Annotated in this window: 16 protein-coding genes and 2 pseudogenes; 1 reads left to right on the forward strand and 17 read right to left on the reverse strand. The window is 43.6% G+C overall.

All coding sequences use genetic code 11. The annotated features are described in order from the left end of the window. The 17 genes and pseudogenes from BMZ71_RS15180 to BMZ71_RS13615 form a co-directional block, all read right to left on the reverse strand. A pseudogene (locus tag BMZ71_RS15180) lies at nucleotides 1-218 on the reverse strand (IS701 family transposase); the annotation flags it as partial. Nucleotides 219-256: 38 nt separating this feature from the next. Then, complete coding sequence (locus BMZ71_RS13545; RefSeq protein WP_086990704.1) at nucleotides 257-2368, reverse strand: phage tail tape measure protein; 2112 nt, start codon at nucleotides 2366-2368, stop codon at nucleotides 257-259. A 21-nt stretch (nucleotides 2369-2389) separates the two neighbouring features. After that, entirely contained in the window at nucleotides 2390-2527 is a 138-nt protein-coding gene (gpGT, locus tag BMZ71_RS14995; protein ID WP_168173142.1) for a phage tail assembly chaperone GT, read from the reverse strand. A gap of 47 nt (nucleotides 2528-2574) precedes the next feature. Continuing rightward, nucleotides 2575-2925, reverse strand: a complete 351-nt coding sequence (gpG, locus tag BMZ71_RS13550) for a phage tail assembly chaperone G (RefSeq protein ID WP_086990702.1) — start codon at nucleotides 2923-2925, stop codon at nucleotides 2575-2577. Nucleotides 2926-3160: 235 nt separating this feature from the next. Beyond that, nucleotides 3161-4042, reverse strand: a pseudogene (locus BMZ71_RS13555) (hypothetical protein); the annotation flags it as partial. A gap of 13 nt (nucleotides 4043-4055) precedes the next feature. Next, complete coding sequence (locus BMZ71_RS13560) at nucleotides 4056-4670, reverse strand: major tail protein (protein ID WP_086990699.1); 615 nt, start codon at nucleotides 4668-4670, stop codon at nucleotides 4056-4058. Nucleotides 4671-4686: 16 nt separating this feature from the next. Then, nucleotides 4687-5067 (reverse strand): DUF3168 domain-containing protein, encoded by a 381-nt coding sequence (locus BMZ71_RS13565; RefSeq protein WP_086990697.1) that lies wholly within the window; start codon nucleotides 5065-5067, stop codon nucleotides 4687-4689. Then, nucleotides 5067-5459 (reverse strand): hypothetical protein, encoded by a 393-nt coding sequence (locus BMZ71_RS13570; protein ID WP_086990695.1) that lies wholly within the window; start codon nucleotides 5457-5459, stop codon nucleotides 5067-5069. Before BMZ71_RS13570 ends, BMZ71_RS13565 begins: the two co-directional genes overlap by 1 nt. Continuing rightward, nucleotides 5459-5827 carry a phage head-tail adapter protein gene (locus tag BMZ71_RS13575; protein WP_086990693.1) on the reverse strand — a complete coding sequence of 123 codons (369 nt, stop codon included), beginning with the start codon at nucleotides 5825-5827 and terminating at the stop codon, nucleotides 5459-5461. Before BMZ71_RS13575 ends, BMZ71_RS13570 begins: the two co-directional genes overlap by 1 nt. After that, nucleotides 5824-6138, reverse strand: a complete 315-nt coding sequence (locus BMZ71_RS13580; RefSeq protein WP_245734450.1) for a phage gp6-like head-tail connector protein — start codon at nucleotides 6136-6138, stop codon at nucleotides 5824-5826. Before BMZ71_RS13580 ends, BMZ71_RS13575 begins: the two co-directional genes overlap by 4 nt. Before the next feature lie 16 nt (nucleotides 6139-6154). After that, the gene (locus tag BMZ71_RS13585) at nucleotides 6155-7324 is read right to left on the reverse strand and encodes a phage major capsid family protein (RefSeq protein ID WP_086990691.1); all 1170 of its coding nucleotides are present in this window, start codon (nucleotides 7322-7324) and stop codon (nucleotides 6155-6157) included. Between the two features lie 18 nt (nucleotides 7325-7342). After that, nucleotides 7343-8014: a head maturation protease, ClpP-related gene (locus BMZ71_RS13590; protein WP_177187635.1), complete on the reverse strand. Its 672-nt coding sequence runs from the start codon at nucleotides 8012-8014 to the stop codon at nucleotides 7343-7345. Continuing rightward, nucleotides 7998-9137, reverse strand: a complete 1140-nt coding sequence (locus BMZ71_RS13595) for a phage portal protein (RefSeq protein ID WP_218142834.1) — start codon at nucleotides 9135-9137, stop codon at nucleotides 7998-8000. The genes BMZ71_RS13590 and BMZ71_RS13595 overlap by 17 nt, the downstream gene beginning before the upstream one ends. A 25-nt stretch (nucleotides 9138-9162) precedes the next feature. Then, on the reverse strand, nucleotides 9163-10884 hold the full coding sequence (locus tag BMZ71_RS13600; protein ID WP_086990687.1) for a terminase TerL endonuclease subunit: 1722 nt from the start codon (nucleotides 10882-10884) through the stop codon (nucleotides 9163-9165). 1 nt (nucleotide 10885) lies between these two features. Then, entirely contained in the window at nucleotides 10886-11428 is a 543-nt protein-coding gene (locus BMZ71_RS13605; protein WP_245734451.1) for a helix-turn-helix domain-containing protein, read from the reverse strand. Nucleotides 11429-11593: 165 nt separating this feature from the next. Next, nucleotides 11594-11911: an HNH endonuclease gene (locus BMZ71_RS15480; protein ID WP_086990683.1), complete on the reverse strand. Its 318-nt coding sequence runs from the start codon at nucleotides 11909-11911 to the stop codon at nucleotides 11594-11596. A 185-nt stretch (nucleotides 11912-12096) separates the two neighbouring features. Then, complete coding sequence (locus tag BMZ71_RS13615; protein WP_086990681.1) at nucleotides 12097-12315, reverse strand: hypothetical protein; 219 nt, start codon at nucleotides 12313-12315, stop codon at nucleotides 12097-12099. A 54-nt stretch (nucleotides 12316-12369) separates the two neighbouring features. Here BMZ71_RS13615 and BMZ71_RS13620 point away from each other — a divergent pair. Beyond that, a partial coding sequence (locus tag BMZ71_RS13620) for a helix-turn-helix domain-containing protein (RefSeq protein ID WP_143071452.1) occupies nucleotides 12370-12630 on the forward strand: 261 nt, incomplete at its 3' end.

Genomic DNA, 12630 nt, shown 5'->3' on the forward strand with positions numbered 1-12630 from the left:
AGGAGATAGTAATACGAGTTCAAACAGCTAGAGGTATCTATCCTCTTCAAAAACCAAGTGTATAAAAAACGGACGGATTGAATCCCTTGTATCGAAATGATCGCCAAAAGAAAAAGGAAAAACTTATTCGCTGTTGGCCGGGTCATCCCGGCAAAATAAGGAGCGAAATATGATTTTAAACTTTTGATTGTAATGCCTTTTTGATATAATTGATTCATAGCAAACAACCCCCTTTTTTTGTTGGTTTTTATCCAAATCAATCATACAAAAAATTTGGGGTTGTTTGTATTTTTATGCCCTTAGGGGCGTGAAAAGTTGTAAAGTGGTGTTTATCCTTGATACCATCCACATTTCGTGCGAGTGGTTCGGAGAATGATGTGAAGAACTTCTCGTTCCACTCATATCCACCGTTCCACAAATCATCTATTGCATTTGTGACAAGGGTATTTTGTTCTTTCAGTCTTGCTGTTTCTTCGGCTATAGTTGACGCAGTCCCTTTGATTGCACCTTGAATCTGCTCTTGGGAACTGACCATACCGTTCGCGCCTTCGGTAACCGCGTCAAACCATTCCTGGTATTTACCTTTCGTTGCATCAACAGATGCTTCATGATTCGTTGCGTCTTTCGTCATTTCCTTATAGATGAAAGTCCCTACACCAGTGGCAGCCAAAGTTATAGCCCCGATGCCAAGAACCCAAGGATTTGCGAACAAGGCCGCTGCTCCTCCGGCTGTGGTTGCCGCGCCAGAAACACCGCCCAAAGCTCCTGTCACTCCGGCTGTTCCAAGGCCAGCCGTAACACCAGGAAGCAATTTTAGCATTGCCCCCAAACCTCCGGCAACGCCTCCGAAAATCTTAACAATCGGTCCGGCGGCACCCGCAACCAACATCCATTGCACCACATTCTCTTGCATATCCGGGCTCAAGTCGTTCCAAGCATCTGTCAGGTTATCAACGGCATCTTCCAGAATTGGAAGTGCCTCCTCACCCATCTCAAGCAGGATATCTCCAAGTGGCACGAGTGTATCCGTCATATCACGGAACATAGACTGGAATTTCTGCGACTGCGTAGCCTCAAGCGTATCGACAACCGTCTGAGCGGCGCCATTCACATTACCGTATTCTTCCGTCACGTTTCCAAGAGCCTCCACAACCTTGGCCCCGGCATCTTCCCCAAGCGATCCCCAAATCTGTGTTAAAGCCATCGCTTTTTCTTGCGGATCCTGAATGCTTGCCAAATTCTGCGCCATTCTCCTGAACAGTTCATCATTCGACTCGCCGGAAGCTTCCCAGGTATCATAGATTTCTTTCCAGCTGCCGCCCATCTCTTCGACGGCCGTTTTGATCGTGCCGTCCCCGATGCGGATCCCGAACTCTTTCACTAGGTCATTCACTTTGTCCAAGTTATAAGCCCCGGCATCAAGCCCGGCCTGAAGCGTGTTAAACATCTCCTGGGCTGAATAGCCATTCTGCTCCCATAGCGGCGCATACTCCGCCAAGTTATCGCCGAGCTCGTCTGTCTTGTTCAGACCTTTTTGAGCTCCGACTACCATGTAATCAAAAGCCTCTTGGGCCGTCAAGCCGTAGGTCTGCATGAGAGAGTTCACACCGCGCAGGGTTTCGCTCGTATCCATTCCGAGCGATTGTTCCAAAGCAATAGCTTCCTTCGTAATAGCCGCCAGATCTTCATCCGGCAGGCTCCCGAGCTGCTCCTTTACTTCGAGTAATGAAGTAGTCACGGAGTCCAGGGAATCGCCCCATCCGTCCTTAAATACATCATTGGCAATGCCTGCCACCTTCTCTGCCTCTTCAGCCGTTCCGCCTAAGTTATTCTGAATCTTAGCTGTAGCATCCGCCACATTATTAGCGCTTAGTACGGCGGCCGCACCCAAAGCGAGGACTGCTGGAGTCACTGTCTTAGTCAAGCCATCACCAAGTTTTCCGGCCTTTTCAGATATACCAGTCAACTGATTGCCATATTTCGTAAAGGCTGACTGTGATTTGTTCATTTCAGTCGTTACGCTGCCGATATACCGCTCCAAATTGTTCAGGCTGGCTAGTTCCTTGTTATACGCAGTAGCGGCGGCATCGGCTTCTTTTGAGCCTTCTCCGTGTGCTTTCGCCATCTTCTCATAGGATTGGCGGGCGCTGTCGACCTTCGTCTTTTGGATCTCCAGCTTCTTATTTAATCCGTCCAGTTGCGTTTGATATTTTTTAAGTGATGCATCGCCTTTGTCAAAAGCGGAAAGATTTGCTTTCATCTCACTATTGACCAGGGCTAGTTTTTTATTCAAGTCCTTTAGACCGCTCTCAACTTGTACGCTGTCAAGGTCCAATCCAATGGAAAGACCTTCTATTCTTTCGGACATCGCTTACCTCCTTTCTGCCAGCTAACCACCGAATGCGGCGATGAGCGACCGTTTGCGTTCTGGTTTATGCTCTTCGCGAAGGACGTCAATCAGGAAGCTGTAAGGCATAGCCAGGACAGTATTGATATCTTTCCCTTGTTTGATCAGTTCCAAAATCATCTTGTCTAGGCTATCCTTTTGTTTTTCCGGAGTAAAATCTTCTTCGTCTACAAGCTCTCCAGATACTTTTTTGCTTCTTCGGTCTGTTCCCCTCTAGCAACAAAAAGGACTTGCATAAACAATTCGTTGATTGCTCCTGGACCATGCAGATAATTGAACAGGTCATCCCGGGTGAATTGATTATTGTAGACTTTTTCAGCAACGAATATCAAAACTTTGTCGATCATATCTTTTTCAGCCTGTCCAGATTTTCTGGAGTTCAATTCAGCCATTAAATCGATTGCTTCATAAACCACACTCAACGGAATAAATACCGGAGTTACATATTTCTTTGTTACGATTTCGCCCTCTTTTACTTCCAGAACAAGTTCAATCATGTTTCTTTTTAAGTTTGCCATTATTTTCCTCCTGCACGTAAAAAATGGACGAGTAACGCTACTCGCCCTTTTCTTCGCTAACCTTTTCGATAAAAGGCCTTCCTGCTACATTTTTGATTGTGCTTAACTCTTCAATTCGCTCTTTTGAAACCTTCTTGTTTGCAGGTCTGGGATAGCCATCCCCTGCCTTGTAAGGTTTTCCGTTGTCCTGCAGATCACCAAAGGACTCGATTACTCTATACTTTGCCACTTGATTCACCTCCTGGATCGCTTTGACATACTCATAAGACGCTTTGTTTTTGTCAACGAAACTCAAATCCTTACTTAATGGTGAGCTTTCAACATATTTCCCTTTGAAGAATAAACCTTGATTCGAATCTACAACGCCAGCATTGTGGAATATCTTTGTTCCCTGATAACGGGAAATTGGATCGTTTGGCCAACAAAAATCCAATTGTCTATCGACCTCAGCAGTTTTTCCGAAGTGATAGACGTTCCAAAGTTGAGCCCACATTTCAGCGGTCCATTTTTGGATTGGAACATAGCCTGCGCCGTTTCTTCCGATGTACTCGGATTCCACATCTGATAGAAATTTGTATAGCTTTACTGAGTCCTCATAAACCTTTTTCCAGTAGGCAAAGGAGGGATTCTTGATGATCCATTGTGCCCCGCCGACCGGCCGGTGCTTCCTGATCAAAGCGGTATCTATTCCGATAACTTCACACATACGCTCCAGCAAGCCCTCGCCCTTGCCATCGATGTAATCCAAGCCAATATAACCGCTGCAGTCTGATGCATGCCAGGTATCTTCAGTCGGGGTTAGTTCCGGTATCTCTCTGAATAGGACATCACTGTCAATGTAAAAATAAGAGCCTTGTTCACGCGTTTTGTCTTCTTCAAGGTATTTCATCCAGAGGAAAGGTTTGACACTGGGGATGTACGTTCTTTCGCGATCAGCATCGCTGTAAACGTGAACTTCCACGCCATAAGTTTCCTCAAATTTTTTTGGAATGTAACTATCCCACTGCGCGAACAGCAGAACAATGTCAGTGATTCCGAGTTTTTTCAGACGAGTGATACAGACTTCCAATTCCCATTCAAATCGTTTGATTGCTGGCTGACAAAGGATATATCTCATACCCTATACCACGTTAAAGGCCTGTAGTGGTGGTTGTTGTAGTCGGATATGTCACACCGAAAATCGCTTGGAAAATGGCGTCACGTTTAACAGTTGCTGCTGCATCATCTGCCCCTACTACAACCGATTTTTGTTTCGTAAAGCCTGTCACAGCACGATCCATGAATTCCGCGCTGATTGCATCTTGGTTGAAAGTGGTATTGCCCTGTTTAGATGTCCCTTTGATGCTTGTTTTCAGGAACTTCCCTTTAGGCAAGCCCACATATTCTTTTGATCCGTCTTCATATGTCTTGGCAAAAATAACTGCAACGTATGGAGGGTTGTCACTGGATCCGTGTGCGGACAAACCGCCTGTAGTTGTTTCCAATCCCAACAATGTATTTTTATCTGATTGCGGGATCGCATGGAAATTACCACTTACAGCTACACCTCCCTGGGAAACACCCAACTCAGCTACCACATTATCCCCGTAAGCCCTAGTGATTTCGGATGACATCGCTACTTCGATATCCTGCAAAAACTTTACGCGTTCAGGTGCGGCCGCTACAATTCCGGTTTCCCCGGCATTAAGTACACCGTAGTAAAATTCATCTACCCCTGTAGATGACAAATATTTTTTTTCTGGCATTTATCTGCACTCCTTTTCAAATGTCATTTCTGTAGAATTTCCCCAAGTATCTGCGTGCATCACGATATATTTTGACATCCTTGTCATATTCATCGATTCCGCCGCCACTTTGGTAAAACCCTATGTTTTTCATTACCATTCTGATCCGTTCCCCGAGCTTATCTTTCTCTTCCCGGGACTTGGACCAGACGTCAACCTGTATCAAATGCTCTTCAGTCATCCAGTCATTATCGGCATAATCATCAGGATTTGGAGGCTGCAGGGGATCGATGATGATATACGCTTTATCGACTTCCCCAGTATCGGGGTATTCGTAATATTTGATACGATTCTCGACCGCATCATAAATGACGGAATCAGCTGATAAGGCTTCATAGATTTTATTTAATGCATCCATCACAATTCACTCTCCAATACCTTCTTGACAGCTTTTCGATAAGCTTTCTTTCCACCTTCAAGCGATGCCGCTACCTTCCCTTTCCCTGCGGGGTTCGGGTTTTTAACGGTTCCCCACTCATTAATATGGATCAGGCGATAGCGGTCTTTCGGACCAACCCAATGGATATCTCGGCGCCTGCCATTAGGTCCATCTTTGGGACCAGATATGGTGATTTCATCAATGGAAGCACCGGTATCTCTGAAGGATTCAAAGTTTTGCTCCAGTTCTTTCTTGATAACTTGCGCTCCTTCAAATAAAGCTTGGTCACTTATTTCTTGCATCTTCGCTTGGCCGAATCTCTTTTCGAGTTCTGCTTGCAATGATTTCAAACCGGTAATATTTACGCCCATCAACTTTTAACCTCCGCGATTATCTTGACAATGTCGCGTGATTGCAAGGCTGGCTGCACTTCTTTAATTTTGTACACCGTGGTTTCGTACCCGGCAGCATAGATCTTTAACAAATGCTTATTCGTCGGAACGTACACTTTAAACGGATCTCGAATGCTGATCGTCAAATCGGATACCGTACCGTTGTATTTCGCCAACTCCAGGTCGCGCATCCAAACTTCATCGATTTTTGCGAATGCGACGAAAAGTGTATTCTTGACCTCTTCGCCAGCTTCCGGCCCATCGGTTGGCACATATTCGTAAAACTCGACTTTCGTCCGAAAATCGCCATTGTTTAAGCGTGGCGGTTTGTATGTAGCAGAGATCACTCTTGGACCACCCCAATTTCATTGCCATCATCATCGACAAGTATCATGGACAGAGCTTTTTCCATTCCCAAAGCATTGATCTGACTTTGGAAATTCGCGTTAAAAAATTCGAGAGCATCGTTATAAACATAACGCGCTCTCTCATAAACCAATTCTCTGAACCCGTGATGCGATTCAATGTCAAACTCTCCGCATTTGGAAAGCAAATCTTGCTCGGAAGCTTCAAGGATGCGTTTCAGGTTATCATCCTCATAATCCCCGATGCGCATTCTCTCCTTGAAGTCATTAACGAAACGATCTGTAATAGCCAATTAAATCAGCTCCTTATCAGACACCTGTTGTGGTTGTTGTAGTCATTGGAGCAAATTTAATATCCAAATCGTACAGCAATGCAGCTTTGTTATCTTTTGGTTCACCGTTTGCGAATTGCTTCAATGTGTACAACGTTGCATCTTCAATTGCTAATGTTTGATCGAACTTCTTAACCTTCACACCACCAGACAATCTAGCTTTGTAACGACCTTTGACAAAGAATAATGCTTTTCCTACTGCAACTTCTTCCGATGGAATAACTTTGATGTTGTATGGCAGAGCCGTCACCCATTGTCCGTTTGCGGTTTGGATTGTATTACGCATTTGTACTGCGATTTCGTCAATTGGATTTACTACCATAACTACTTTGTTGTTAACTTTTAGCGATTTACCTTCAGCATCAACAGACAATTCTTTAACAACGTTATACAACTCCCCTGCTACTACTTCACCATATTGCGAAGGTTCAAATGTCAAAGTTCCGCTTGAGGTTTTAGCCGTTACCGCACCTGTTTCAGGATCCACATTCTTTGTCAAACCAACAGGTTGTTTGGCAACAGCCCCCCCACCATTCACGAACCCAAACTCTAAACCAAATGAATAAGATTCTGACAATACTGTACGAACATAAAGTTCAATCCATTTTGGACCAAGTTCTTCAATGTCAGTAGGAATTGCAGCAAATGCTGTAAGTTTTAATTGTCCAACTGTTGATTCAGAGAATGCACTAGCAATTTGTCCTGCGATTCCACCAAAAAGGTCTCCCCATGCATATGCTTTTGTTGGGTCTGAGTCAATATAACGCGTTACAGCTCCTAAATTCTCCAACCCGATTTCCGCTAATAAAGGATGTTCTTGTACCAAATCTTCAAACACGCGTTCTTGTGTTGTAACCGGCAGAATTGTGTCGTCCGAGAAACCACCGCTATTGGCTACAGCCGCGAAGAACTTAGTTTCTTCTGATGTTAAGACATTTTGGCCACGTTGTTGCAAAATGCTACGATCCAACATTTCGTTATTTACTTGGCTGGATACAGCTTTCACGATTTCATTTTGCATCACTTCCAGGTAATTTTGATAAGCAGATGTCTGCTCCGCCTCAGTGCTGTCAGGATTTGATAATACTGCGGATAATTTCGCTTTTGCTTCCGCGAATAATTCTGTTTTGTTGAATTTAATTGTCATTTAAATTTTCCTCCATTTTTATAAGTTTAGTAATGCAGCAATACGGTTTACTTTGTTAGTTTTTGGTTCTGCTGGCGGTTCAACTGGATCGTCCGGTGGTTCTGTAGGTTCAGTTGCCTCGGTTACGCTAGTTGCAAGTCCATATGCCAAAGCTTCTTCTGCGGTCATCCAGGATTCGGCTGCCAGCAATTCACCTAGTTTCTCACGAGTGTCGGTAAAGTGAGTGAGGTATGTTTCTTGGATAGACGTATTCGCCTTGTCCATTTCATCCGCAAGCTTGCGAAAGTCATCTGCGTTACCCGCCGCAATGGTCCACGGATTATGAATCATCAACTGCGCATCTTTCGGCATAATGATTTCATCTCCTGCCATCGCGATCAAAGAACCCCCACTTGCAGCGATACCATCGACATAGGTGATGATTTTCTCCGGCCTCCGGATCAGATAATTCTTGATCGCAATCGATTCGAACATGTCGCCTCCATAAGAATTGATGAAGACTTCGATCGTATCCGCCGACTTTCCAGCCAAAGCAGAAACGACACCGTCCAAACTAATCCCAGACCAGGAATAGTATTGACCGATGTCGCCATATAGCAGCAATTGAATTTTTTCTTCATTTTCCGATTCGACTGAAATTCTAGTCTGGATCGGATTTTTTTGTTTTAAAGCATTAAGTTTTCTGCTCACTGTCTTCCTTCCCCTCCTCCATGTAATTTTTGGTGATGTAGAATTTATCGAATTCTTCTCCCTCTGGTGTTTCAAAACCAGCTTCACTTCTGATTTCCCTTCTGTTAAAGGTCCCCGACGATACCAGTTTATCAATCGCAACAGCCAGATCAAAGATACTCTCATACGAAGCGATTTTAACATCAATCAAACTCCCAGAAAGATATTCCTTCATCGTAAAAAATTTACTGTTACATTCATCGCGAATCTTCTTAAGCATTGGTTTCACAGTGAAGACTGTGTAATTCTTCGTCATTTCCTTAACTCCTGCTATGTCTCCGTGCAAAAGGCCCGCGGGAATCCCGATAGCCATCGCAATCTGGTCTAAAAAACCATTCGTCACTTTGTTTATTTCATCCACACTTTGGTTGCCCAATCCAGCTGCATGCTCCTTATAAGTAAAGCCCGGTTGCTGAGGGACTATAGCCACATCGGTGTTTTTGCGAATCGATTTATATAGTTTGTCGATAAAGACTTGCAGTTGTGCTAATTTTTTTTCGTCTTTGGTAACTGAGTTGTCTATATCAACCGTAGCCCTCGTTTGGTTTTTTCTCTTCTGGGAACCTAGAACACTTGAAAACAAATCCGCGTAATCTTGGTAGATTCCGTTAATTAAAGGCTGCAGTTCTTTATTCGCATAGCGCATATGCAGTACTTCCGATTGCTTGAATATGCGTTTGAACGTAAAATCACCAACGGTGACGTCTGAAAAAGTATCTTCATAAACAGCGTACTCATTATGAGTAAAACCATCTGCGATTATCAAATCTTCATCATCGGACTGAATAATAAGTACTTCGTTTTCATAAATCAGGTTGATAATGACTTGCTCCCAAAATTCAGTTGCACTTTGATTTTTATTTGGTCGGACATTCAATTTGTAATATAGTTCATCTTTAACATACGTTCCATTCATTTTAACCCGAAACTCCGATTGGCTTATGGTTCGTGCTAAAAAATTAGCACAGGTTTCCACAGCCAAATGCTTCATGTGAATTCGTGTTGATGCGGAAATGAAAAATTCAGTATCAAACATGAAAGACAGCTCGGAATTCCTTTTAAATATTGCATCCAAAAAGCCCAAATTATTTTCTCACCTCCTTAAAGTGTTAGAAATCGATATCCCCTAGCACAAATCCTGATTGTTCATCCAGTTCATTAGCCCGGTACATACCATGAACAAGCGCTTGAAATCCATCAGTCTTTCGTTTCACTGCTTCTTTTTTCAGGAATACTTTTCCGACAGTAGTTTCTTTCACATAAACGTTATTTGTGTACCAACGCATCATGTCATCATCTGCGAAAATAATTTTATTATTTGCAAATGCGTCTTCAATCCTGGACGCTATCAAAGGATGAATGGCTTGCGGTCTTCTGATTGGGTCAACTTCGAACCCTTCTGCTTCTAATAGAGGTCTCAAGATATCCAGCTTGTAGTTGTCGGCAATTATTTTGTTGCCACCATACAATTCTCGGGCCATCACAAACCACTCCACAACGTGTTGCGGGTTCAACGATGGTTCGTCAACGACTGTCAACAGGCCATCTTCTTCCCACTTTTTGATAGGTGCTTTCTTTTCGCCGCCTGATTGATTTGCGCTGTTCGAGTAGCCATAATGAACATCAACAAAATTTTTAATAACAAAGCTGTGCTGCAAGAAGGCATAATCTAAATCTTGTTTAAATAAAGCGCCGCAACTTGCAAAATCTCGTACGCTACCATAGTCAAGCGAATATAATGGCGTCAGTCCATCAAACTCAAAATACGGTCGACGCGTAGCATCTAACTCATCTTTGGAAGCGACTGAGTGCTCCATATCGCCCTCAATAAAGTTCATCCGTTTTGTGACGAATGCAGGGCGCTTGGAAGGAGAATAATTCAATTCGGTGTATTCTTTTTTCATGGTCCAAATCAAGCGCTTGGCTCGTTTCGTCAATGGTTCCTGCAACGATGGATTCGCTTTTGGCCACATCGCTGGATCGTCCATCTCATCGAGATCATCAAGCTCATTGATAAATGGGAAAATACCATTGAAATCCTCTTCACCATTTAAAATAGCTTCGCATCGGGCATACTTTTCATCAAAGTAACCGCCCCGCACGAAACCTTTCGTTCCAATATAAAATTGTCTTCCCCATTGCGTCTTACCAATACCGCCTCCGAGAACATCGGGGATAGAACTGTCCTCCATCTCATGAAATTCGTCATAGATGATGCAGCCCTCGCGGCCACCATCAAGCGTCGAAGAGTTAGCTGCAACAAAAATTATCTCTGACTGTGTTTCCAGTGATGTGATCCGTGATTTGTAACCTTCAAACTCTCCGTATTCCTCATCAGGATGGGCTTCTTTGTACTCTGTAGGCGGATTGGCATTCAAAGCTTCATTGCCACGTTTTGTGATTGTTAACCGCACATCGCTGAACGAACGCTTTGCTTGTTTTTCAGAGTTAGCCACTAGCGTTATGTCGTAATTATCAACACCGTGTAGACTGCTTATAAAGTAATGAGACAGCGTTGAGACAAAACCATTCTTTCCAGCCCCTCGTCCGACAACAATGACAAACTCATCAAAAACAACCTCATCATCTTCCACCCGAAACAAGAAAATGAAAGGAACTATGAACTTCTCCCAATCGTCCAGTTCGAAATACCAAGTCTCTGAAAAATCGATATAGTCCTCTATCTTCTGATCATCAAAATAATAAATATCATCACGTGGTAAGATCTCTCTTTCAAGAAATTCTAGGAGCTGCAGGTTCTTGTTGCATAATACATATCTTCCCGATTTCCATCTTTCGTAATAGGCATCAACATACTTCGAGTACAGCATATCATCGACCTAATAGTTTGCTGCGTTGATTTTTTTTAGGAGTGCCATCTTTTGGAAGCTGCTCTGTCAATTGCCGAATAATGTTCTGATAGCTCTTATCGCGATTGTCGTAGTTCTCAACTATCGGCCTCTTGCGGTCATAGGGCGTTTGCGTTTCCGATTGGCTAAATTTTTCATATTCACCATTTTCCAAAATATCTTTCCAATTATCGTCGAGCAGGACACGTAGTCTGGCAGCCTGTTTTATCAAACCTTCTACAAGTTGGAATTGATGGTCCGGAATACTCTTGAAAATATTACATAGACGGGCTTCTTCTGTTTCGACACGGTTTTCCATTTCTTCGATACGATCGTTCAGCAGATGGAATAGTGAGACGCCTAACGTTTTCGCTATGGCTGTCAACTTTTCCAAAGACGGAGAATTTTTTCCCGTCTCGATCCGCGAATAATAATTTTCTGAAATGCCAGACTTCCCTGCCACTTCGTTCTGAGTCATTCCTTGGTTTAACCTCAGCGCGCGCATTCTATTTCCGATTGTATCCATCACATCAACTCCTTTCATTTTGTAGCTGAAGCCGAGGGGGGAGGGGGGCCCGTCACGATGGCGCAGTCGCGAAGTTGACCCTATGCACCGTTTTTCCATATTTGCTAAAACCCCGATTTTTTTCGACCGGGGGGGTGTTACTGGTCAGAAATATTCCTGTGAATTTCACCAACATTCATCGTGAGCCCATTTATTTGGCTTCTTTTGGAAGAAGCGCCCTTCTTTCTTGTTGTGGCATCTGATGCAAAGTGTTTCCAAGTTTGAATGGACCAATGCAAGTTCCGGATATTCTTCCAGGCTTTTGATATGGTCAACGTCCAACGTCTTCTGCTTGTCTGGCTTCATGTCCGAAACAAATACTCTGCCTTGCCTCTTACACTCTTGGCACTCATAGTTGTCACGCTTAAGAATGTAAGCTCTCGTCTCTCGCCAGGGTTTGGATGCATAGAATACTTTGCGCTTGGCTAAAGTACCGTAGTTCATACGTGATTGACATCAACTCCTTTGCTGTTACTATCTTTCAAATTGTCTAGGAATTATTTTCTCTCTTTCCTCATGTATCCTTCCGACTGTAGCTAGTCCATAAAATAAATCCATCACATCTGCGGACAAAATATTGCATACTCATGCAATAAAAAAAAGACCCCGATTTTGAGGTCTTCTTCCGGCTAATATGGATTTACAATATCTTCGAATTCCTCTATTGTAAAATCTTTTATTTCACGCTTCATTCGGTCGTCATTGTATTTTTTGAACTTACTGAGCATTAAACGATATCCTCGAGCGCCCGGCCCAGACCCGTGGCTGTTCAGTTCACGCAATTCTCCACTCTCAAGTAATTCTCTTGTATCGTGAAATTTACCTATATAAATTGAGTTAAATTGCATTCGTTTTTCCTCCTGTAGGCGTATACTAAAGAAAACACTTGAGGAGTGGGGAACATGGAAACAGAACGCCAAATCCGTGAATTGGAAAAAGCGATGACTACGACAGACAACCGCCGGTTGTACGAGCGTTGCCTGGCAGTCAAGTTGGTTCTCGAAGGCCACACCCGGAAAGAAGCCGGGCACACCATCGGCCGCGACGAGCATACTGTCAGCCACTATGTGAAAAATTACTGCCATAATGGAATCCAAGGTTTAGTCTCCAAAAAACAAAGCGGACGACCTTCACGGCTGACAGATGAACAGGAAGCGGAACTG

Origin of the sequence: Trichococcus flocculiformis (genome assembly GCF_900113645.1) — a bacterium.
Lineage (GTDB): Bacteria > Bacillota > Bacilli > Lactobacillales > Aerococcaceae > Trichococcus > Trichococcus flocculiformis.